Genomic DNA, 23,541 nt, shown 5'->3' on the forward strand with positions numbered 1-23,541 from the left:
AAAAATGAATCCCGTTTTAAAAGTCCTTCTTATTGAAGACAATAAGAGGGATATCGTTTTGTTTAAAAAAGCTTTGCAGGAAACAAAGTTAGATAAAGAAATTAGTTTAATTATCCTGACAAATGGCAAAGATGCAGTTGATTATATTTCAGGAAAAGATAAATTTAGTGACAGAGATAAATTCTCCATTCCAGATTTAATTGTACTTGATTTAACCCTCCCCCTTGTTCACGGCTTTGATGTTTTGAAGACAATAAAATCAAACAAAGAAACAGAAACTATTCCTGTAACAATTTTTTCAGTATCAAATTTAAAAGAGGACATTGAACAAAGCCTGAAATTGGGAGCAGATAGATATGAAATAAAACCTTTATCATTTAAAGGTTTTACAGAAAAAATTAAAGAAATTATAGATTCTTTTAAAAACTTAAAGATTAATAGGGAAAAAAACAATGAGTGGGAATAATATAAAGGTACTTTATGTTGACGATAACATTAAAGACAGAGAATTTGTCAAATACATCTTAACCAAAAGCAAAAAAGGATTTACCCTATTTGAAACAAACAATAAAGATGAATTTATCAATATTTTAGAAAAAGAAGACATTGATTTAATAATTACAGACATAAATATAAGGGGGTTAAACGGATTAGAAATTATTAGACTTGCAAAAAAGAAAAAGCCATACACTGGAGTTATTGTGTTAACTGGAACAGGAACAGAAGAAACTGCCGTTAAAGCATTAAAATTAGGGGCTGACGATTACATTTTAAAAAAAACTGAAAACATAAAGGCTCTCCCTAACACAATATATTCAATACTTAAATTAAAGCAAATTGAAAAAGAAAAAAGAGAAAATTTAAATTACTTAAAAACTTTAACAGACTCCTTACCAGAGGTAATCTTTGATGTTAAACTACCTGAAAGAATAATAACCTATGCAACAAGTACAATAAAAGAAGTTTTAGGATACAATCCCGAAGAAGTAATAGGAAAAACAACAAGAATATTCTTTGAAAATGAAGAAGATTTCAAAAAAACAGGAGAAAAAACAATAAAAGCAATTCAAAAAGGAGAAAAAAGTATTAAACAAACAATCCCATTGAAAACAAAATATGGAGAAATAATTATTGCAGAAGTTATTTCTACCTTTGTGAAAGAAAATGGAAAAGTCTCAAAAGTAATTGACATTGTAAGAGATATTACTAAAGAGATTGAAGCAAAAAAGCTGGCACAAATTGAACAGTTAAAATATGAAATGCTTTTTGAGGCATCAATTGACACAATATTTATAATGAAAGAATCAAAAATTATTAACTGTAATAAAGCGGCAGAAAAATTATATGAAGGCAAAAAAAAGGATATTATAGGCAAAACCCCATTTGATTTATCCCCTGAAAAACAGGAAAATGGGATATCTTCCAAAAAACTTGCATTGGAAAAAATTTCAAACGCATTAAAGGGAATTCCCCAGAGATTTGAATGGACACATAAAACTCTAAAAGGGCAATTAAAACAATGCGAAGTATCATTAAGCAAATTTGAAGTATTAGGTGAAGAATATTTACTTGCAATTGTAAGGGATATTAGCGAAAAAAAAGAGATGGAACTTATATTAAAGGCTCAAAATAAAAGGCTAAACGATATAGTAAATTTAAGTCCTGCCGTAATATACGCCCTCGATGTGGATACGCTGAAACTTACCTGGTTTTCAGGGAATATGAAAAAAATTTTAGGATACTCTGATGATGAAGTGTTAAAGAAAGATTGGTGGGAAAAAAACATCTACCCGGATGATTTTGAAAGACTCAGAAAAGAAAGAAAAACTGCAAGAAAAACAATATTTGGAGAAAAACACCTGATAAGGGAATACAGATTTTATACAAAGGAAAGAAAATTAATCTGGATAAGGGACGAACTGATTGTAATAGAGGACAAAGATGGAAAACCTGTTGAAATTTTAGGCTCATGGGTAGATATAACAGAAGAAAAAAAACATCAATTAAAGGTTGAAGAAGAGGCTAAGAAATTAACTGCAATAACAGATAATGCAAATGATGCAATAATTATGACAAATAAAAAGCTTGAAATTGTTTTCTGGAATAAGGCTGCGGAAAAGATATTTGGTTATAATGAAAAAGAAGCACTTGGAGAAAATCCACATTTACTTCTTTCAAGTGATACATTCTTAAAAAAATTTAAAGAAAAGAAAAATAAATTTAAAGAAAAATTATCCCACGAAAAATCAATTTTTATTGAAGCTAAGGCAAAAACAAAAAATGGACAAACAATAACAGTTGAAATATCATTATCAAAACTTGAAATGGAAGGGGAAATCTATTTTCTAACCGTAATAAGAGATATTACTGGAAAAAAGAAACTCCAAGAAGAGATAAGAAGAGAAAAAAAACTCTTTGAGTTAACCGTTAAATCTATATCAGACGGCATTATATCTTTAGACAAAAACGGAAAAGTAATATTCGCAAATCCGAGTGCTAAAAAATTCTCTAAAACTGAAGAGATAATAGGGAAATACTTTTGCGATGTTTACAATTTAAAACCTGAAGAAACAAAAACAAATTTAAAAGAAAAAATAAAGAAAACACTTGCAAAAGGAGTCCCTTATAAGAGTGAAAGGGATTATTTCAGGGTAAATGACCAAAACAAATTTCTTTCAATTACAATCAACCCTATAAAACAGGAAAATGAAATTATCGGGGCAGTTGTTGTCATAAAAGATATTACAGATAGAATAAAATATCAGAAAGAAATGGCAAGGTTTTCAAAACTTGAAGCAATTAACCTTCTTGCAGGGGGAATAGCCCATGATTTTAACAACCTGTTAGGAGCAATGTATGGTTATATTGACCTTGCCTTTAACACAACAAGAGAGGAAAAAACAAAAAAATACCTTGCTAAAACTTTAAAAACCTTCGAAAGGGCAAAATCGCTTGCCACAAGGCTTCTTACATTATCAAAAGAGCAACAACCTGTAAAAAAAGTTCAAGACATAACTTCGAGTGTAGTAGACACTATCGCCCTTGTCACAAGTGGAACTGCAATTAACATCAGTTATGATATTGACAAAGAAATCCCCACTGTAAATATTGACAAAGCACAAATAGAAGAAGTTATAGAGAATATTGCGGTTAATGCTGTTCAGGCTATGGGCGGGAAAGGCGAATTAATGGTTTCAATAAAAAGTGTGTATCTCAAAAACAAAGAAATAGGCCAATTAAAAGAAGGAAATTACATAAAAATATCTATATCAGACACAGGACCAGGAATTCCCAAACAAATCCTTGATAGAATTTTTGAACCATTCTTTACCACAAAAGAAAACGGGACAGGGATAGGACTTGCTCAATGCTATTCAATTATAAGCAAACACGATGGCTGGATAGATGTTGAAACAAAGGAAGGGAAAGGCACTACATTCCATATTTACCTTCCTGTCTGTGAAGAGTGTCAAATACCAGGTGAATCAGGTGAGAAAAAAGAGCATACAAAAGAATTTAACAAAAAATCTGAAGGTATTGTTCTCATTATGGACGATGATGACGGTGTAAGAGAGGTTTTAAAAGACATTTTAGAAGAGCTGGGGTACAAGGTTATTGAAACAACAAAAGGAGAAGAGGTAATTGAATTTTTTGAAAACGAATACCAAACAGGAAAAACAAAAGTTGATGCAATGATATTTGATTTAACCATTAGAGGCGGTATGGGAGGAAAAGAAACAATTGAAAAAATAAGGAAAGTTGATAAAGATTTACCTGTATTTGTAATCAGCGGATATTCAAAAGACCCTATTCTGATAAATCCTGAAAGGTATGGTTTTACAGCAGGCTTGCCAAAACCGTTTAAAATAGAAAATTTAAAGGAATTACTTTTAAAACACATTCGCAAGGAGAAAAAATGAGAAAGTTAAAAAGTATAATACCACACCTAATAGCAATTGGCATTTTTTCATTTTCATTGGTTTTTTATTCTCTTTACATTTTGCACTATTATGACAACAAAATCATAAAAGATTTTAATAGACTTTCGTCTTTAAACAAAGAAATTGAATTTTTGAATAAAATAAAAATAATATTATTTATTCATAAAGATAATAGACAATTACCTGAAATTTTAATCCAATTACCTAAGGAATTAAAAAAAACTGACCCAGGTTATAAAGAAATTGCTCAATTAATTTCAGAGATCAACAAACAAATATTATCAACAAACAATAAAAACACATCGTTAATTAAAAACTTAATATCTACTAAATTAAACCATTTATTTTCTTTGCTTAAAACCAGAAAAAACAGAACTAAAAAGGAAATAACTTGCTATTATAAAAAGAGAAATAAAACTATATATTTTATTGTTTTTATTACCCTTCTCTTAGTTATTGCTTACGATCTCTATGTAATAGGCTTAACAAAAACAAACGAAGAATTATTAAAAACAAAAATTGAAGAAAGCAAACAAGCCGCTATAGAAAAAGAGAATTTTTTGGCAACAATGAGCCATGAGATTAGAACCCCATTAAACGGTATTTTAGGAATTATAAATCTGCTTGAAATGTCCAAAGATATAAAAAACAATCCTTTATTAAATGAACAGGTTGGCCAATTAAAAAATGTTTCAAACAATCTTCTTCTTCTTATAAACGATATACTTACCTTCTCAAAGATAAAAAGCAAAAAAATTCAAATTATAGAAGAAGAATTCAATATAGAATTAGCTATCAAGGAATTGATTGCAATGCTAATCCCCAACGCTATGAGAAATAAGGTTGAAATATTCTTCCCTGTCTCCCATGACATTCCATTCACCATTATAGGAGACCAGATTAAGGTTAAACAAATTGTATTAAACCTTTTAACAAATGCAGTTAAATTTATAAAAGATGGCTATGTTGAAATCAAGGTTGAAAAAAAGAGGGAAACAGAAAAAGAGATTTATTTAATAATTACTGTAGAAGATACAGGATGCGGAATGGAAGAATCAGCACTAAAAAGAATATTTGAACCATTTGTTCAAAATACCACAACCCAGACAAGAACAAAACAGGGAACAGGTTTAGGCCTTGCAATTGTAAAAAACCTTGTTGAGCTTTTAAATGGTCAAATATATGTTGAAACTAAATTAAACAAAGGAACAACATTTAAGATATTACTTCCATTTAAAAAGTCATCAAAAGACTTTTCAATCTCCAAAGACTATATATCACAAATAACAATCTTTGCATATATCCCCAACAAAAAATTAATAAAACCGTACACAGATATTTTTTCAAACCTAAAACTAAAAAAGTATTATATATCTTCTGATTTTAACGAATTGAAAAGCAAAATTCCTGAAAAAAGAAGCAAAAAAACAATTATTTTATTTGACATTGACTATTTAGACATTAACGATGAATTAATAAATAAAATAAATGAGTTAATAATAAACAAAAACACAAAACTTTTACTTCACGGCCTGCCTATAAAACAGGATTTTAAAAACATAATTAAACAAAAATTGCAGGAACTTAAAGAAAGCAAAGGAATAGAGTCTATTGTTGAATTTGTTCCTAAACCTTTAACAAGGTCTTTAATTTTAAATATTCTTATAAAATTAGGCAATATAACAATAAAAGATTGGATAGAAGAAAAAAAAGCCAAAAAACCTTTAGCAAAAAATATAAAAGACCTTCTTAAAGGGAAAAAAATTCTTGTGGTAGACGATAACACTCTAAACAGAAGCATAATTTTAAAGCTTTTAGAATCTATAAATGTAAAAGCCATAGAAGCGACCTCAGGAATAGAAGCATTACTAAAAGTTGACAATGAGAAACCTGATTTAATAATATTAGATTACCACATGCCATTAATGGATGGTATAGAGTGTGCAAGAGAGTTAAGGGTAACCTATTCAAAAGAAGAATTGCCAATAATACTTCTTACTGCGGACATATTCAAGAAAAAAACTGAAGAAGACAAAACTCTATTTAATTCAATTCTTGAAAAACCTATTGACTTTGACAACCTTCTTTCAAATTTACTTGATGTGTTGTACCATAACGGAAACAAAGAAAACAAATTTCAAAAAAATGAGGCAAAAAAAGAAAATACGAACAAAAGAGAATTTAATAGTCTAAAAAGCATTTATCCCGATGAAAATTCAGTTAAAGAAGCCTTAAAAATTGTAAGAGAAGATTTGCCAGGGGATTTTGCATTACTAAAGGAAAAAATATTAGAAAAAGATTATAAAGGCGCAAAGGATTCTGCACATAAAATAAAAGGAACATTAAAGTACCTGGAAGAACGAGAGCTAATTGATCTATTCCAGAAAATTGAAGATTTATGCAAGAAAAACAGTGATATTGAATTAATAAAAAACACAGTGGAAATAGCAGAAAAGAAACTAAATGATTTTTTAAATTACTTAGACAACTATTTGCAAATCTGAAAATCACTTGCTGTTAAAATCTATAACAAAATCTTTAAATTCATAAAAAGGCATTGGTTTTGCAAAAAAGTATCCCTGGGCAACATCAACATTTAAGTTTTTTAAAACATCTACCTCTTTCTCAACTTCACACCCTTCAGCAATAACCTTCAAATTTAATTCTCTTCCAAGCATTGCAGCCATTTTAGCAATTGTGAAATTCTTTTTATCATTATGAATATTTGCCACAAAAGCCCTGTCAATTTTTAACTCTGTAAATGGAGATTCCGCAAGCTGCTTTAAAGAAGAATAACCTGTTCCAAAATCGTCAAGAGAAAGCTCAAAGCCCTTTAATCTTAATCTTGTAAGCGAATAATTGAGCATTTTTTTATCCCTGCTCAACCCACTCTCTGTAACTTCGAAAACAATATTTTTCATATAATTTCTTTTTAACAAATTAAACCACGAAGCAATCCTATCGCACATTGACTCATTCTCAAACAAAGAAATAAACACATTAACAGAAATCTTAAACTCTTCAAAAGAATCAATTTCATTTAATCTATCAAGAGTTTCAATCGCCCTTTCTAACATTAGATAAGTAAAAGACTTCTTTATTTGCAAAGGACTACTTTCCAAAACAGGAATAAACTTGTAAGGTGGAATTAACCCCAATTCAGGGTGCATCCACCTTGCAAGAGCCTCAGCCCCTACTACCTTATTTGTTTCTAAATCAATTTGAGGCTGAAAAAATGCGACAAATTCTCTATTCTTAATCGCTTTTTCAATATCAGCAATAGACAAAGATGATTCTGCTACTTCAAACCTTTTTTTCTGACTATCCTCCATTTTTTTCAATTTATTCTGAACAACATTATCAATAACTAACACAAATTCATGCCCTGCAATAGGCTTTTTTAAAACATTTAAAATATTAAAATGGTTCGAACTTACATAAGACTTTACAGATTTTAAAACATCTTCTCCTGCACCGCTTAAAACAACAATATTTTTTATAAACTTATTTTCTTGCAAAAAATCTAAAAGCTTTAAACCATCGTATCCTGGCAAGTTTAAATCAAGGAACAAAATATCATATTCATTGTCTAACTTTTTAAAAAAATCATGAGCACTTTTCCCATTATCAAACTCAACAACTTCCTCTACACTGAAATGTTTTAACATGCTTTTCAAAACCATTCTTTGAAACCTGTCATCTTCAACAATAATGACCTTTAATGATTCAGACATAAAACAATCTCCAGATAATAATTTTTGTTATGGTATATTATATTTAATTTTGAAAAATTTTTAAATTAAAATTGCAGGATTTTTTCCCATTGAGTTAAAAACGGGCAGCTTTTGCACCCTGTTCGCCAATAACCTTTTTTATAAAGTGGATTGATGCTTCTACCTGACAACTCAATTAAAACCTGAATATGGGCAGTTGACCAGAATTTTATTGGGAAGAGGTGAAGTATTCCCTGTAATTCTCTTTTCCTCGGCTTTCTTCTCCTTTTACTACTTTCAGCATCTCTATCCCCCATAAGATAGATTTCAGCCCCCCATTTTTTTGCAATTTCATACATTTTTTCTGTTTTCTCAAAAGTGCACCATCTTGAAAAATCAGGTTCTCCCTTTTTGTTAAGGTTAAGCTCTAACACTTCAAGATTTACCCCGTATTCTTTGGAAAGGTATTCAGCGTGATTTCTGTTTTCCTTAAAATCAAACCCTGTGTCTGCGTGGATACACAATAGTTTTTCCCTATCCCACACATTTACAGCAATATCCAATACAGCCTGGCTATCCTTTCCCCCGCTTAAAGGAATAACCGCTTTTTTATCTTTAAACGGCGATAGAAAACAGATTGCCTCTTTTTTCATTTTTTCAACAATATGCCTATTTTGGTCAACAGTTTTATTAAAATTAATGTTTAATTTTTTAGAAGGCTTGTTAACTTTGCCGATTATTACAATTTCTCCTTCATCTGGCTTTTCAACCCTTAAAAAGTTATTTTTTTCAAGGTATATAAACTCTTCCCCATTATCCCTGAAAATCAAGGTGTATTCAGGCAAATCAAAATCAAGGTTTAAAATTTTTTTAAGGTTTTTTGCGTGTTCAGGATACAAAAAATAACAATCAGTATCAGGGGAAAGGGGAACATTTATTCTGTTTTTCCCTGAAAAAATAAAAACCCCCTCATTAAACTCAACCCCGTTTCTCATCTCTGACTTTGAATATTCAATTGTTTTAAATATTGTTGAAACCTTTTCAGTTCTAAGTTGCTCAGATTTTACTGAATTTAATCCAAAAAGAGGAGAGACAAATTCGCTTAACTCTTGGTACAATTCCCTATCCCCAGAACCTAAAACAACTATATTGAATTTAGAAAAATCAAAGGGTAATATATCTAAATCTTTTAAACTTTTAGATTTTATTGTGTTTAAATTAATCTCTTCATTTTTATAATACTTTCTTAAAACCATGGGCATTTTACGCGCATCGCGCTTTGCCCTTACCCACAGGTTAAGCATTTGCTTTTTTTATCAAATTAAGGCTAATCTCGTTCACCTTTTCAACTAATTCTTCTTCATCAATACCAACAACCCTGCCCTTAGCAACTGTAATCTTGCCGTTTACTATGTTTAAATCAACATTGTGGTTGTACCCTGTAAAAACAATTGCTGCAAGCGGGTCAGAGAGGCTTCCTGCATACTGAAAGTCTTTTATGTTTATTCCAATTAAGTCTGCACCAAAGCCTTCTTTAATCATACCTAACTTATCAAATCCAAGCATTTTAGCACCACCCCTTGTTGCAACCTTCAATGCATCCCTTGCTGATAATGCATCATGCCCGTACTTTATCCTCTGTAAAAGCATGCAGGTTCTAACCTCTCCCAACATATCAGAGGTATCGTTTGAAGATGAACCGTCAACAGCCAATGAAACAGGGATACCCATTTCAAGCATTTCCTTAACCCTTGCAATCCCGCTTCCAAGCCTCATATTTGAGGAAGGGTTGTGGGAAACCCCTGTTTTTGTTTCAGCCAAAATCTTCATCTCCTCGTCGTTAAACCAGATTCCATGGGCATAAAACACATCCTCACCAAGCCAGTTTAATTTTTCCATATACTTTAAAGGCCTTACCCCATACCTTTCAAGGCAGTACCTTTCCTCATCAAGCGTCTCTGCAAGGTGTGTGTGAAGCCTTACCCCGTAGCTTCTTGCAAGCTTTTCAGATTCAGTTAAGGTGCTTTCAGCAACATTAAACGGAGAGCATGGGCCAAGAATTACCCTTCTCATTGCCAGTTCTTCCTTTTTATGGAATTTTTCTATCACCCTTAAACTGTCTTTAATAACAGTGTCAGTATCCTGACAGATTGAATCAGGCGGCAATCCCCCCTCACTTTCCCCCATAGTCATGGAGCCTCTCGTCAATGCTGTTCTAATCCCCAGCTTCTTTGCAGCCTCAAGTTGAATATCAAAGATTTCGGTTATACCTTCAGGATAAAGGTAATGGTTATCTGAAGTTAAAGTGCATCCTGTTTTCAATAATTCAGCCAAAACAATTAAACTTGAATAGTAAATTGCCTCTTCGTCAATGTTTTTCCAGACCTTATAGAGATTAACAAGCCAGTCAAACAGTTTTGCATTCTGCACAGGGGGATAATTTCTTGTTAAAACCTGAAAAAAGTGATGGTGGGTATTAACAAGTCCTGGAAGAATAACAAGGTTTGAGCAATCAATTGCCTGAACCGTGTAATTAGATTCTATATTAAAGTTTTTCCCAATTTTAGAAATCCTGTTTCCTTCAATTAAAATGTCAACATTCTTTAATTCAGTATCTTTTTCATCAAAAGTAGCCACATAGTAGCAGTTTTTAAGTAATAGCATGGTTCACCTCTTAAATCTTTATATTTTCTCTGCAAATCAATGGCAGTACAGTTGCCTGAACAACAAACGGCAAAAGAATTATACCAAATGCATAGTAAATGTTAATATCTGCAATTATCCCAACAAAGGGGACAAAGAACAATCCTATTATTGACACCACTAAAAACAAAACCCCGTTTACTACCCCTTTTACATTGTTGTCGGCAATATAGTTGATAAGAAAGTGAAAAGAGGGGAAAAGGGTTGCCATAAAAAAGGCGGTTAACCCGAAAAAGATAACAGAGTATTTAAAGGGAAAAAACAGCATTATTCCTACACAGAGTATTGTTAAAACAGACATAATAATAATATTTTTTTGAACTCCTAATTTTTTGATTTTTTTATTTCCAAAAAACCTGCTAACTGTAAAAATTAGCCAGAACATTGAAAGAATAAGGGAATACTTTTTTATCCCAATTTTGTGTACACTTTTGTAAAAATTTCCAGTCCAAACAACAATTGACATCTCGCTTGCTGCATAAAACCCTAAAAGCAAAACAAGTATTACTATTTTTTTGTTTAAAACAGCTTTCTTAAAATCATTTATAGAGTAATTTTCTGTTTTGTAGTTTTCAAAAGGATGTGAAACAAAGAGAAACAATACTATGAGAAAAATAACAAAATAGCTTAAATAAACATAATTGTAAGTCAAACCTTTACCTAAAATAAACTTAACTATAATTGGTGCAATTAACCCCCCTATACCAAAAAATGAATGATACATTGAAAAATCCTGATGTTTTAAAGGCAAATGTGAATAGGTTGTGGAAAGGGAAGTCATAATAAGCCCGAAAGTCATTGAAATAAGAAAAATTCCGAAAATTAGAGGGTAAAATCCTAAAATAGAGGCAAACAAGAGTCCCAAAAATGCTGTTAAAAAACCTAATTTTAAACCAATTTTTGTCCCCTTTTTTGCAAGAAGATAAATTGCCAGAATATTTGCGGAAATTGTCCCCATTGAACTGAAAAAAGGGATTACACCTGATTTTCCCACACTCATAGAGAAATATCTTTGAAACTCTGTCATCAACGCAGGGTATGTATTTAAAAGAATTGCAATAAAAAATACCCCAGAAAAAATTGTTATTTTTTTTGCAATTATCTCTTTATTCATCTATCACTTTTGTCCCATTTAATCATTAAAACTGAAAGCACAGTGAAAATAAGGTAGCCTATTGCAATTGAGGTTGAATAGTTTATCTCAAATTTCGGTATATAAATACTGCCGTTAGGATTAATTGAATGAATTAAACCAAAAAGTGTAAAAACAATCATAATAGTATTTGTAAAAATAAATCCCTTTATGTTTTTCCTTATTAAAAAAGAAACCATACTACCCCATAGCATTGCAGTTAAAATAAAACCGTTCCCGAGAACAGTTATTGCTTTATAGGTGGCAAGTATGTCCCCTGACAAATCTGCAACTGATTTTCCGAAAAATCCCATAAAGGTATTTACCTGAACCTGAACAAGGTTTGCTATTGAAGGAATAAAGGCAAAAAGCACTGCAGGTATTTCATCCTTACAAACAACATAAGACTGCTCTGCTATTTCAAAACCGATAAAAATCAATATAGGTGCAACAGCAGCAACAGGTATTATGTTTACTATTCCCCCAACTATACCTAACATACCACCAATACCAATAAATAAACCTGTTGCAAGGGTATATCCTGCCCTTGCTCCCATTCTCTTATACGCTGGATGCCCGATGTAAGGAGTTGACTGGGCTACCCCACCACAGAAGCCAGCAATTAGTGTGGCAATAGCCTCTGTTAAGAGAATATTTCTTGTTTTGTAATTATCCCCGGCAAGCCTTGCACTTTCATTAACATTTATTCCCCCGACAATTGTAAGTATTCCAAAGGGAATTGCTACAGGAAGGTAATTTATTGCAAGCCTCATTCCTTTAACAAAACTATAATCAGGATGAGGGATAAAAAATCCAAAAGTTGTTGTAGCCGTTATTGTTTCTCTTGCTGGTAAAAGATAAAAAAGAATAGTACCTAAAGTAACCGCTGCAAAAACTGGTGGAATGTTAAAAGGCATCTGTTTCCTTGCAAAAAAAGCATAAACAATTATTCCCAAAGCAACAATACCAACAATAGGAAGTTTGAAAACATCAAGCATTGGATAAAAACCTAATAGTGCCAATCCTATACCGCCAATTGAGCCTAAAAGCCCTGCTTCCGGAAAGTATTTCTGAACATATTCTCCTAAAAATGAAAGTATTACTTTTATTATTCCCATAATTATAAGAACAGACATCCCCACATATAATGTTAGATAGGGGTCTTTTGTCTGCAAATAGACAGGCCCCAAAACAGTAAGTGTAATACCCACTGTTGACGGTGTATCCAGTCCCAAGGGCATTGCCGTAACATCGTCTCTGCCTTCCTTTTTCATCAACCTGTATGCCATATAGGTGTAAACTAAATCTCCTATCATAACCCCCAATGCGGTAGCAGGAATCATTCTTGTCATAATTATCTTTAAAGGATACCCAAATACTCCTGTTAAAATTCCTGTTAAAACAACAAGGTTTGTGACATTGTCAAGCATAAGTCCAAAAAAGGCATTAAAATCCCCTCTGGCAAATATTCTCTTCATTTATCCTCCGTATTATAAATGTTTTATTGCAGACAACTCTCTTCTGTTAAAAAAGTCATTTATATAAATTTTAGGAAATTTAGAGAGTAATTCATTTTTAAGAACTTTTATCTCATTTACAATTAATTCTTTGGTATCATCATTTAAAAAAGTGTATAACTCTCTAAAAATAGAGTTTAAACTTATTAAACTTAATAGTAAAAGGTTGTTTTTTCTTGCAAGGGCAAGGGCAAGGTGTAATTTTCTGTAAGCCTCTTCCTTTCTGCCATCTTTTGCAATTAAATTTCCATACAGGATATAGTAATACACCTTTAAATAGTTTATATCGCTATCTAAAATTATGTCCTCAAGTTGCTCCAGATTACCCTCTGCATCAAGAAAATTATTCTTTTCAATATCAAGCGCTATCTTTAAAAGTTCACAATAAATTTTTTCATAAAAACTTCCAACAGCTTCAAAAGATTGTTTAACAGCCATCAACTCCTGGTAGGCATGTTTGAAATCACCCCTGTAATAATCAAGGAGAGATTCATAAAATGAAACAACAATCTGGGATTTTTTAAAATCTGATGTGTTAGCCATAGTGCCAGCAACAATTAGATAGTTTTCTGCATCCGCCCATTGCCCCAACTCCATATAATAAACAGCCTTTTCTATGTTGAAGCGAATTAAAGCCGATTTATCGTCAATTGTATTTAAGAGATTGTCAACCTTATCAAGAAGTTTGCCGGCAAGCAAAAAATCTCCTTTAATCCTTGCCGACTTAACCTTTAAAAGAAATGCGTCAGCTAATTGGGATATATTTCCTATATTAGACAGAATCTCAATTGCATTATCAAGGTATTTAACTGCATTTTGCCAATCACACTTTGCAATATAATACCTTCCAAAATTCAAAAAAGTTCCTGCAATGCCCGGAAGAAAAGATGTTTCTTTGTAAATCTCATATGCCTTTTCCCATTTTGAATATGCTGTTTTAAGGTTTCCATCAACATAATCAAGGAATCCTGAAAATTGGTATAAAGTCCCAAATTCCCTTCCAGGCTGTCTTTCTTTCATTACACTTTCTGCCAGACCAAAAAACAACCTTGCCTGGTCAAGAATTCCCTCTCTTAAAAGCAATGTACCGATTTTAATGTATAATTCGTGAAGATATTTTACAGGAAAGAGTTTGATTTTGTCTTCAGAAACAAGGCCATAAAGTATATTTAATGCTTCTTCTACCTTTCCTGTTTTTGCGAGAAATTCTGCCTCATAAAACGGGATATCAATCCTGTCCCTTTCTTCAAGAGGGAGTTCTTTAAGCTTGTTTATATACCTTTCATTTTCCAGAGCTTTTCCCAGATAGAAATTCATTCTCACTATTGTTTTAAGATAAAATTTCTTTTCTTTTATATTGTCACACAAATCTAAAAGAATATTCCCAATTTCAATAACCTTTTCGTTTTTATAAGTTCCTGCATAATTTTCAAAAGCAAGCTTGTAAAATTGCTTTGCCTTTTCCTTATTGTCAGCCATTAAATACCACTTGGCTGTTTTTTCAAAGGAAAATTCTCCTAAATCCTCATTTACCTTTGCAATTTTTGAATAAAGCCTTGAAATCTCTCCCTGCTTTAGCATGGAGATTACACTTTCCCTTAGTTTAGAATGAGCAAACATATACTTTCTGGAAAAACTTACTATCATTCTTTTCTCAATAAGAGTTCCCACCTCATCATAAATATCTTTACCGTCCAGCACCCTCTCAAGAAATTGCTCTGACACAGGTTCCTCAATTAAGGCCATGTATTTTAATATTTCAATTGCTTTCTCCGGTAAAGAGTTTATTCTGTATGCAAAGATAGAATCCAACTTATCTGCAAACTCTACTTCACTTCCCTCTTTAAACTTCCAGATTCCATTTTCAATATAGAGAATCTCTTTGGAAATTAGAGTCTTAAATAACTCAGCCACAAGTAATGGATTTCCTGCCGTTCTGTCATAAACAAAATCAACAAACTTGTATCCTAAAAAGGCTTTTGGAAAAGATGCTTTAATTAATTCAGCAATGTCTTCTTTTGTCAAAGCCTTTAATTCAATTGTTTGACTTAAATCAGCGTTTTCAAGCTCCTCTATAAACCCATTAATATAATCAGGCAATTGAACATCTGAACGGTAATTTATTAACCATAATGCATTTATCTTTTTGCTTAAAAAAGCTCTTAAAAACTGGATAGAAAACTCATCTATATTTTGAAAATCTTCAATAAAAAAGATAAATATCTCTGAATTATCATCAACAAGCTTCTTAAACATATCAACAAAGTTATATAAAAACTTGGAAAGGATTTCTCCATCCATACTCTCAAAAAGCACAGGGGAAAAAACAGGAGCATCAGAGTATATAGCATGGTGTATTATGGAAATAATATCTTTGTCAACATCCTTAAAAAATTCAGGACGAAAAACAGGCATAAGCTTTTTGAAAAGCTGAATTGCAACATGGAAAATCCTTTCTCTTGAAAGGGCATAGGCTTTTCTTACCCTGAAACCCTGCAATTGTGCGTGAAGCCTGAATTCGTTCATCAACCTTGATTTACCAATACCTGACTCACCCTTGATTAAAATAAAGGGCTTTTTGTGCTTTTCTACTTCAAGGGAGACAAGAAAAGCTTTTAAAAAGTTCAACTCATTGTTTCTACCAACAAACCTTGGTTCAAAAAACAGCTCCTCTTTCCCTCTTGGCGGCAAAATACTGAAATAGTGTTTGTAAATATCATTTATATCGTTTAAAACCTCAACTGCGGAAAAATACCTTTCGGATAACTTTTTAGCAACAAGCTTTTTTATTATTTTAAAAAGCCTTTTCTCTTTTATTTTGTCTATTTGTTCTTTTTTTAAAGTTTCTATGTCAAAGTATTTCTGGTCTAAATTTATCCCGTTTCTTATGAGCAAAAGTTTTAGAAAAACCATTCCAAGAGAATAAAGGTCAACCCTGTGGTCTTTTTCCATTTCTTTGGAAAAAAGCTCTGGAGCCATATAAAAGATAGTGCCCCTCATTGAAGTCTTGCTTATCTGGGAAATTGGGAGAAACAAGCCAAAATCCATCAACTTTACGGTGAAATCAAGGTTATCTTCAATTATTCCAAAATTCTCAGGTTTAATATCAAAATGAACTATGTCGTGAGAATGAATAAAGTGCAAAGCTCTGAGAATTTGAACAAGAGCTTTAATTATGGTTTCTTCATCTTTGGTTATCAGGTATTTTATTATATTTACTTTTTCACAATATTCCATTGTGTAGTAAATAGTGTTTGTATCTAAGTTGTAGCCTATATCAAAAACATCCACAAGATTTCTATGCCTTAAAGAGTTTAAAAGAAAAAATTCGTCCTGAAGCCTTGTAAGGTTTTTTTTGTTTAGTTTACCTGTTTTTATAACTTTTAGGGCAACAGTTCTGTTTTCAAATAAATCTCTGCACAGATAGACAGTTGAAAAACCTCCTGTACCTAAAACCTTTAACTCTACATACCTTTTTCTGTCAAAAGACATCTCTCCAACCTTCCCACCCCTATTTCTATTTTCGGGTCTTCAATAATCCCTTTAAAACATAAATCCTTTATTTCATATAATTCAAAGAAAACAAGCTGGTTTAACTCTTCATTTACACTTCCATCGCCCATTGCCTCTACTTTTTTTGCATTGGAGATGTCAGCTGCAAATAGGTGAATCTTTTCTGTTGACTGGCCATGGGAGGGGAAAAAAGACCCACCAAGAGAAAAAACATCATCTTTGCTTACAATAAACCCGGCCTCTTCTTTTAATTCCTCAATTGCCCTGTTTAATACTCCCTCTAATCCTCTGTCATGCTCTTCCAGAGAGCCTGCAACAGATTCATAAACAAAAGTATAAATTCTGTTGTCTTTTAATGGCAGGGGATAATTTTTCCTGAAATAAATAGTAGGTCTGAATGCCTTTAAAATGCCAACATATACATTTTCATTCTCCCTATAAAAGGGAATTACGGCAACACAGTCATACCCTTTTCTATCAAAAAACTCTATATTGTATTCTCTCGATACTGAATTGTCCTCATAAACATTTTGCAATCTGTATTTATGATGAACAAAAAACGGGTTTTCAAACTGGCTGCAAATTTTATGATTTAGAACTTTTAGTTCTTTAATTTCTTTCACCGTAAATTTTCTCCTTGTATTTAATTATAACAATTAAACACAAAATTGCCCCAATAAAATCTGCCAAAAAATCAAGAAAAGAAAAAGTCCTTCCAGGGACAAAAAACTGATGAAACTCATCACTAAAAGCGAATAGCTCAACAAATAGTAAAATAGAAGGAATATCTTTAAAAAGATAAGAGTAATAAGCAAGAACAGTTAATCCAGAGTATTCAATACAATGCAAAAACAAATCCTGAAAATATATAACATTTTTTAAGTGTAAATTAGGAATTGAGGAGAGATAAAAAATTAATAGTAAATATAAAAAAAATAGGGAGACTATTCTTTTACCCAAAGTATGGATGCCTCGGAAATTGATACATTATGTATGCAAGCATCAGAGCAATTCCAATTAAAAAAAGAAACCATTTAAAAAAATGGCGCACAATATCCTTTTTGGTATCGTTATACAATACCGCGAAAAAAAATGAAATACAAAAAACGTAAATTAACAGATTAAAAAAGTGACTCTTCATAATAAAAAAAGGAAAGTCGCAAAGGAAACCCCTTGCGACTTTATTACTCTTTATCCTCTTTTTCTTCCTTAACTTCTTCAGCTTCTGACTTTTCTTCCTCTTTCTTTTCTGCCTTTGGCTTTCTTCCCCTCTTCTTCTTTGGAGCCTCTTCTTTCACTTCTTCTTTTGTTTCTTCCTTAACTTCTTCTTTAACTTCCTCTTCCACAACAGGTTCTTCTTCAACAACCACTTCACCCTTCAGAATAAGGGATATCTTTGCCATTTCGGCAGCATCACCAGGCCTGTTTCCAAGGAGATAAATCCTTGTATATCCGCCTGGCCTGTCAATAAAAGATTCCCTGTACTCTTTAAAAAGTTTCTTAACAGCTTCTTTGTTTTGAAGCTTTTTGAAAACAAGCCTCTGTGCGTGAGACTGGTCTTCGTGTTTAACCTTGGTAATTATCTTTTCAACATACCTTCTCAATTCTTTTGCTTTAGCCTTTGTGGTAACTATTGACCCATGTTCAATAAGGCTAACCGCAAGGTTCCTGAGAAGCATCTTTCTTTGATTTGTGTTTCTTCCTAATTTTCTGCCTGCTTTTCTATGTCTCATTTCCTACCCCTACTTGTTTTTCTCTAACAAATCTTTTACATCCATACCGAATGTTAAGCCCATACCTTCCAGGACCTTTTTCAATTCGGTAAGAGTAATCTTCCCGAAGTTTTTAATCTTCAACACCTCGGATTCAGTCTTCTGAACAAGTTCACCTATTGTTTTAATACCAGCGTTTTTCAGGCAATTATATGCCCTTACACTTAACTCTAACTCATCAATTGATGTATTTAGCTTTTCAAGAAGCTCATTGTTCTTTTCATCTTCAACCGGTGTCTCTTCAATATCCTCTTCAACTTCCTCAAAGTTAATAAAGAGAGAAAACTGGTCTTTAAGAAGTTTTGCCGCATAAGCAATAGCATCTTCAGGGTGAATAGAACCGTTGGTGTATACTTCCATAACAAGTTTATCGTAATCAGTCCTTCTCCCTACCCTTGCCGGTAACACCTCATAGTGAACCTTTTTTATAGGTGAGTGGGAAGAATCCACCGGGATAAACCCAATAGGTAAATCTTCATCGTGGTTAAACTCAGCAGGAACAAAACCTCTGTTCACCTTCACCCTCATTTCCATATTCAGAGTTACCCCTTTGTCAAGGGTTGCAATGTGAACATTTTTATCAAGAATTTCAACATTAGAGTCTGTTTCAATATCAGCAGAAGTTACCACACCTTCTCCGGTTTTGTTAATCCTGATCATTCTTGGAGCATGCCCGTGCATTTTTAAAGGAATCTTTTTAATATTGAGGATTATATCAGTAACATCCTCAACAATTCCTGGCACAGACATAAACTCATGGGGAACCCCTTCAATTCTGACAGCAGTAATTGCCGCCCCTTCAATTGAAGATAACAAAGTCCTTCTTAAAGCATGCCCTATTGTTGTCCCAAAGCCTCTTTCAAAAGGTTGTGCCTCATACTTTCCATAAGTACCATCTTCATTTACGGAAAGCTGAACAACCTTTTTAGGCATTTGAAAACCGTTTAAAATTTCCATCCCTCACCTCTTAATTACTTAGAGTACAACTCAATGATTAACTGCTCATTGATGTCAAGAGTAATGTCTGCTCTCTTAGGTAGAGATTTAACAACCCCTTTAAATTCTTCTGGTTTAAGTTCAAGCCACTCGGGAATTCCCCTTCCCTTGGCTGTTTTAATAGACTCTTCAATTGAAGGAATCTTTCTTGATTTCTCTTTAACCTCAATCACCTGACCCTCTTTAACAAGGTAAGAAGGGATATCCACCTTTCTCCCGTCAACAAGTATATGCCCATGGTTTACAAGTTGCCTTGCCTGTCTCCTTGAAGTGGCAAAGCCCAATCTGTATACAACATTATCAAGTCTTCTTTCAAGGAATTGCAAAAGAAGTTCACCTGTAACACCTTTTTTCCTTGAAGCCATTTCATAGTATTTTCTAAACTGTTTTTCAAGTACACCGTAAATTCTTTTAACCTTTTCCTTTTCTCTCAACTGAGCAGCGTATCCGATAGGTGGTTTATTCCTCATTCTTCCATGCTGTCCTGGAGGAAAAGGCCTTCTATCAAATGCACATTTATCCTTGAAACAACGTTCTCCTTTAAGAAAAAGCTTCATGCCTTCTCTTCTGCATAATTTACATGCCGGTCCTGTATATCTAGCCAATTTTTGCCTCCTGCACTATATTTAGACTCTTCTCTTTTTAGGTGGTCTGCACCCATTATGAGGAATCGGAGTAACATCTTTAATTGATTTAATCTGCAATCCTGCAGCTGCTAACGCTCTAATTGCTGATTCCCTTCCTACTCCGGGCCCCTTTACTTTTACATCAATACTTCTCATCCCATAATTGTTAACTGCCTGTTCAGCCGCATCTGTTGCAGTAACCTGAGCGGCGTAAGGAGTATTTTTCTTAGACCCTTTAAACTTATTTTTACCGGTTGATGACCAGCACAAAACATTTCCTTCCGGGTCTGTAATTGTAACAATGGTATTGTTAAAAGTTGTCTTAATATTGGCAACCCCGTGAGGGACTTGCCTGTAAACCTTCTTTTTTGTTGATCTTCTTCTCTTCTTAGCCATACCCAATCACCTTCCCTTATTTGCTTTTCTTCTTTTTGCCTATACCGGTACTTCTTTTACCTCTGGCAGTTCTTGCATTGGTATGAGTTCTCTGTCCCCTTACCGGCATTCTTCTTTTGTGCCTTATCCCTCTGTAGCAGTTAATTTCCATAAGCCTTTTGATATCCATAGTAATCTTTTTCCTTAAATCGCCCTCAACAACATACTCATTCTGGATGATTTTGGAAATTGTGTTTACCTCATCCATTGTGAGGTCCTTCATTTTCCTGTTTTTATCAATACCGGCTTTTTCAAGAATTTCGTTGGCTCTTGTTCTACCAATGCCGAAAATGTAGGTTAAAGCAATTTCAGCCCTCTTATTTTCCGGCAAATCTACACCAGCTATTCTAACCAATTGATACCTCCATTACCCTTGTCTTTGTTTGTGCTTGGGGTTTTTACAAATAACCCTTACCACACCTTTTCTTTTAATAATCTTGCAATCTTTGCAAATCTTTTTTACTGAAGGTCTAACTTTCATAACTCACCTCTGTTTAAAATCTGTAAATTATTCTTCCCCTTGTTAAATCATAAGGTGAAATCTCAACCAAAACCTTGTCACCCGGCAAAATTTTGATAAAGTTTTTTCTCATTTTGCCTGAAATATGAGCAAGTAATTGGTGTTTTGTGTCAATCAACTCAACCCTAAACATTGCATTAGGCAGAGCCTCAAGTACAACAGCCTTGACTTCCAAGGTTTCTTTGTTCTTAACCACAACTCAACCTCTACTCACCAATTACCTGGACAATAGATTGTAAAACCTCATTAATATCCCTATTACCGTCAATTTTATATAGAATGCCGCGGTTACGGTAATAGTCCAACAAAACCGCCGTTTTTTCATTATACACGGCGAGTCTGTTTTTTACAACTTCTTCTTTATCGTCATCCCTTTGAATAAGGGGTGTACCACACTTGTCACAAATATTATCCTTTTTTGGAGGATTATACTCAAGGTGGTACATTGCACCGCAATTAGGGCATGTTCTTCTTAAAACAAGCCTTTTTACTATCAACTCCTCAGGCACATAAATATAGATTGCAAAATTGATTTTGTCAACAGTATCTAAAAACTCAGCCTGAGGTATAGTTCTTGGAAAACCATCTAAAATATAGCCTTCTTTACAGTCATCTTTGGCCAATCTCTCTTTAACTATTCCATACATTATTTCATCCGGGACAAGGTCGCCCCTTTCCATTATCTCTTTTGCTTTCAGCCCTAATTCGGTACCTTCAGCTACAGCAGCTCTCAACATATCCCCTGTTGAAATATGGGGTATTCCATATTTTTCAGAAATCAATTTTGCCTGAGTACCCTTTCCAACTCCAGGGGCACCAAGCATGATTATTGACTTCTTCATCTTCTTCCCCTCACTCTGCCCTTTTGCATAATACCGTCATAATGCCTCATTAAGAGATGTGATTCTACCTGACTCACAAATTCCATTGCCACACCTACAACAATGAGCAATGATGTTCCGCCAAAGTAAAAGTTAAAACCTAACCCGTTTTTAATAAATTCAGGAACTACTCTGTCAAGGAAGTCCCCTATAAAAGGAGTTGCCTCAACATGGATACCTGACATTAAAATCATAGGAATAATTGAAACAACAGAAAGGTATATACCACCCCAGAATGTTAACTTTGTAAGAATATCATCAATGTAATCAGCTGTCGCCTTCCCTGGTCTAATCCCTGGGATAAACCCTCCGTACTTTTTCAAATTTTCCGCAGTATCAACCGGGTTAAAAATAATCGCGGTATAGAAAAAGGTAAAGAATATAATTGCTGCAATATAGAGAATGACGTACATAGGCATTCCGTACCCGAAGTAAGATAAAAATTTTGTCAAAGATTGGGAACGGAATATCTTTGCCAGAGTCATTGGAAACATTACAAGTGCCTGAGCAAAGATTATTGGGATAACACCGGATACATTAACCTTTATAGGCAAGTAACTTGCCTGACCGGTATTTCCTCTTAAACCAGATACCCTTCTCGCATAGTGTATTGGGATTCTCCTCTGGCCGCTTTCAAAGAATACAACAAATGCCGTTACAGCAAGCATAAAAGCAAACACAAAGAGAACAACAATTAAACTCTTATCCCCGTTCTTTAAATCAAGCAGTACAGAAACAACAGCCTGAGGCAACCTAACAAGAATACCCCAGTAGATTATCAATGAAATACCGTTTCCAATTCCCCTTTCTGTTATCTGCTCTCCCAACCACATTATTACAAGGGTACCGGTTACAAGGGTTAAAACAGTAAGAAGTTTAAACCCCCAGCCCGGGTTTGTAACAATGTGTGCTCCTGATGGACTCTGTAAAGATTCAAGCAAGGTTGCAATACCGAAAGCCTGCAAAGCAGAAAACACAACAGTTAAATATCTTGTGTACTGGGTTATCTTCTTTCTTCCCTGCTCCCCTTCCTTCTTTAACTGGTCAAGGTAAGGCACCATTACCGTTAAAAGCTCCAATAAAATTGAAGCAGTAATGTAGGGCATAATACCTAAAGCAAAGATTGAAGCGTTTTTAAACGCTCCACCAGAAAACAAATCAAGAAAACCTAACACTGTACTCTTTTGAGAATCAAACCACTCAAGCAGTGCCGACAAATCAATAGCTGGAATTGTAATGTGAGCTCCTAACCTGTAGATAAAAAGCATTGCAAAAGTAAATATCAATCTTTTACGGAGCTCTTCAATTTTCCAGATATTTCTAAATGTCTCCATCACGGCTCAAGTACCTCACACTTTCCGCCCGCTTTTTCAATTTTTTCACGGGCTGATTTACTGAACTTATGGGCTCTTACAGTAACAGGCCTGTTTATTTCACCGTTACCTAAAATCTTAATACCGTCTTTAATGTCTTTAACTATTCCTTTGTTTATAAAATCATCTACAGTAATAACATCCTGGTTCTCAAAAAGTGCAAGCATTGTGAGATTAATTCCAACATATTCCTTCTTGAAAGGATAGTTAGAAAATCCCCTCTTAGGGAGCCTTCTAACAAGTGGCATCTGCCCACCTTCAAAACCAAACCTTCTTGAGTAACCTGAACGGGATTTCTGCCCTTTATGACCTCTTCCCGCTGTTTTGCCTTTTCCTGAGCCGGGGCCTCTTCCAACCCTTATCTTCCTGCGGGTTGCACCCTCATTCGGTCTAATTTCATTTATTTTCATCTTGCACTC

At 33.6% G+C, this 23,541-nt stretch carries 21 protein-coding genes; 3 read left to right on the forward strand and 18 right to left on the reverse strand.

The features are described from left to right. Positions 1-4 precede the first annotated feature (4 nt). From TTHT_RS06635 to TTHT_RS06645, 3 genes are read left to right on the forward strand one after another with little or no spacing between them, the layout of a single operon-like run. A complete protein-coding gene (locus TTHT_RS06635; RefSeq protein ID WP_201327193.1) occupies positions 5-466 on the forward strand; it encodes a response regulator in 462 nt (153 codons plus the stop codon). Then, positions 453-3,920: a PAS domain S-box protein gene (locus tag TTHT_RS06640; RefSeq protein WP_201327194.1), complete on the forward strand. Its 3,468-nt coding sequence runs from the start codon at positions 453-455 to the stop codon at positions 3,918-3,920. The genes TTHT_RS06635 and TTHT_RS06640 overlap by 14 nt, the downstream gene beginning before the upstream one ends. Then, on the forward strand, positions 3,917-6,445 hold the full coding sequence (locus TTHT_RS06645; protein ID WP_201327195.1) for an ATP-binding protein: 2,529 nt from the start codon (positions 3,917-3,919) through the stop codon (positions 6,443-6,445). Before TTHT_RS06640 ends, TTHT_RS06645 begins: the two co-directional genes overlap by 4 nt. A 3-nt stretch (positions 6,446-6,448) precedes the next feature. Here the strand turns inward: TTHT_RS06645 and TTHT_RS06650 are convergent, their stop codons facing one another. The 18 genes from TTHT_RS06650 to rplO form a co-directional block, all read right to left on the reverse strand. Continuing rightward, complete coding sequence (locus tag TTHT_RS06650; protein WP_201327196.1) at positions 6,449-7,675, reverse strand: EAL domain-containing response regulator; 1,227 nt, start codon at positions 7,673-7,675, stop codon at positions 6,449-6,451. Between the two features lie 65 nt (positions 7,676-7,740). Then, complete coding sequence (locus tag TTHT_RS06655; RefSeq protein WP_201327197.1) at positions 7,741-8,916, reverse strand: phosphoadenosine phosphosulfate reductase domain-containing protein; 1,176 nt, start codon at positions 8,914-8,916, stop codon at positions 7,741-7,743. Between the two features lie 34 nt (positions 8,917-8,950). Beyond that, entirely contained in the window at positions 8,951-10,318 is a 1,368-nt protein-coding gene (locus TTHT_RS06660) for an 8-oxoguanine deaminase (protein ID WP_201327198.1), read from the reverse strand. A 10-nt stretch (positions 10,319-10,328) separates the two neighbouring features. Beyond that, complete coding sequence (locus TTHT_RS06665) at positions 10,329-11,471, reverse strand: MFS transporter (RefSeq protein WP_201327199.1); 1,143 nt, start codon at positions 11,469-11,471, stop codon at positions 10,329-10,331. After that, positions 11,468-12,967 (reverse strand): hypothetical protein, encoded by a 1,500-nt coding sequence (locus tag TTHT_RS06670; RefSeq protein WP_201327200.1) that lies wholly within the window; start codon positions 12,965-12,967, stop codon positions 11,468-11,470. Before TTHT_RS06670 ends, TTHT_RS06665 begins: the two co-directional genes overlap by 4 nt. 12 nt (positions 12,968-12,979) lie before the next feature. After that, complete coding sequence (locus TTHT_RS06675) at positions 12,980-16,498, reverse strand: protein kinase domain-containing protein (protein WP_201327201.1); 3,519 nt, start codon at positions 16,496-16,498, stop codon at positions 12,980-12,982. Continuing rightward, positions 16,471-17,142: an NUDIX hydrolase gene (locus TTHT_RS06680; RefSeq protein WP_201327202.1), complete on the reverse strand. Its 672-nt coding sequence runs from the start codon at positions 17,140-17,142 to the stop codon at positions 16,471-16,473. Before TTHT_RS06680 ends, TTHT_RS06675 begins: the two co-directional genes overlap by 28 nt. Beyond that, entirely contained in the window at positions 17,129-17,479 is a 351-nt protein-coding gene (locus TTHT_RS06685) for a VanZ family protein (protein ID WP_269089379.1), read from the reverse strand. The genes TTHT_RS06680 and TTHT_RS06685 overlap by 14 nt, the downstream gene beginning before the upstream one ends. A gap of 224 nt (positions 17,480-17,703) precedes the next feature. Beyond that, a complete protein-coding gene (gene rplQ / locus TTHT_RS11035) occupies positions 17,704-18,252 on the reverse strand; it encodes a 50S ribosomal protein L17 (RefSeq protein ID WP_201327204.1) in 549 nt (182 codons plus the stop codon). Between the two features lie 9 nt (positions 18,253-18,261). Further along, positions 18,262-19,248: a DNA-directed RNA polymerase subunit alpha gene (locus tag TTHT_RS06695; RefSeq protein WP_201327205.1), complete on the reverse strand. Its 987-nt coding sequence runs from the start codon at positions 19,246-19,248 to the stop codon at positions 18,262-18,264. Positions 19,249-19,262: 14 nt separating this feature from the next. After that, positions 19,263-19,892 carry a 30S ribosomal protein S4 gene (rpsD, locus tag TTHT_RS06700; RefSeq protein ID WP_201327206.1) on the reverse strand — a complete coding sequence of 210 codons (630 nt, stop codon included), beginning with the start codon at positions 19,890-19,892 and terminating at the stop codon, positions 19,263-19,265. Between the two features lie 21 nt (positions 19,893-19,913). Further along, positions 19,914-20,309 carry a 30S ribosomal protein S11 gene (gene rpsK / locus TTHT_RS06705; RefSeq protein WP_201327207.1) on the reverse strand — a complete coding sequence of 132 codons (396 nt, stop codon included), beginning with the start codon at positions 20,307-20,309 and terminating at the stop codon, positions 19,914-19,916. Between the two features lie 16 nt (positions 20,310-20,325). Beyond that, positions 20,326-20,703 carry a 30S ribosomal protein S13 gene (gene rpsM, locus TTHT_RS06710; protein WP_201327208.1) on the reverse strand — a complete coding sequence of 126 codons (378 nt, stop codon included), beginning with the start codon at positions 20,701-20,703 and terminating at the stop codon, positions 20,326-20,328. Between the two features lie 12 nt (positions 20,704-20,715). Then, positions 20,716-20,829: a 50S ribosomal protein L36 gene (rpmJ, locus tag TTHT_RS06715; RefSeq protein WP_201327209.1), complete on the reverse strand. Its 114-nt coding sequence runs from the start codon at positions 20,827-20,829 to the stop codon at positions 20,716-20,718. Positions 20,830-20,842: 13 nt separating this feature from the next. After that, the gene (gene infA, locus TTHT_RS06720) at positions 20,843-21,043 is read right to left on the reverse strand and encodes a translation initiation factor IF-1 (protein ID WP_408033909.1); all 201 of its coding nucleotides are present in this window, start codon (positions 21,041-21,043) and stop codon (positions 20,843-20,845) included. Positions 21,044-21,074: 31 nt separating this feature from the next. Next, entirely contained in the window at positions 21,075-21,710 is a 636-nt protein-coding gene (locus TTHT_RS06725; RefSeq protein WP_201327211.1) for an adenylate kinase, read from the reverse strand. Continuing rightward, positions 21,707-23,083: a preprotein translocase subunit SecY gene (secY, locus tag TTHT_RS06730; RefSeq protein WP_201327212.1), complete on the reverse strand. Its 1,377-nt coding sequence runs from the start codon at positions 23,081-23,083 to the stop codon at positions 21,707-21,709. The genes TTHT_RS06725 and secY overlap by 4 nt, the downstream gene beginning before the upstream one ends. Further along, positions 23,083-23,532 carry a 50S ribosomal protein L15 gene (gene rplO, locus TTHT_RS06735; RefSeq protein ID WP_201327213.1) on the reverse strand — a complete coding sequence of 150 codons (450 nt, stop codon included), beginning with the start codon at positions 23,530-23,532 and terminating at the stop codon, positions 23,083-23,085. Before rplO ends, secY begins: the two co-directional genes overlap by 1 nt. Between the last annotated feature and the right edge of the window lie 9 nt (positions 23,533-23,541).

Origin of the sequence: Thermotomaculum hydrothermale, from assembly GCF_016592575.1 — a bacterium.
Lineage (GTDB): Bacteria > Acidobacteriota > Holophagae > Thermotomaculales > Thermotomaculaceae > Thermotomaculum > Thermotomaculum hydrothermale.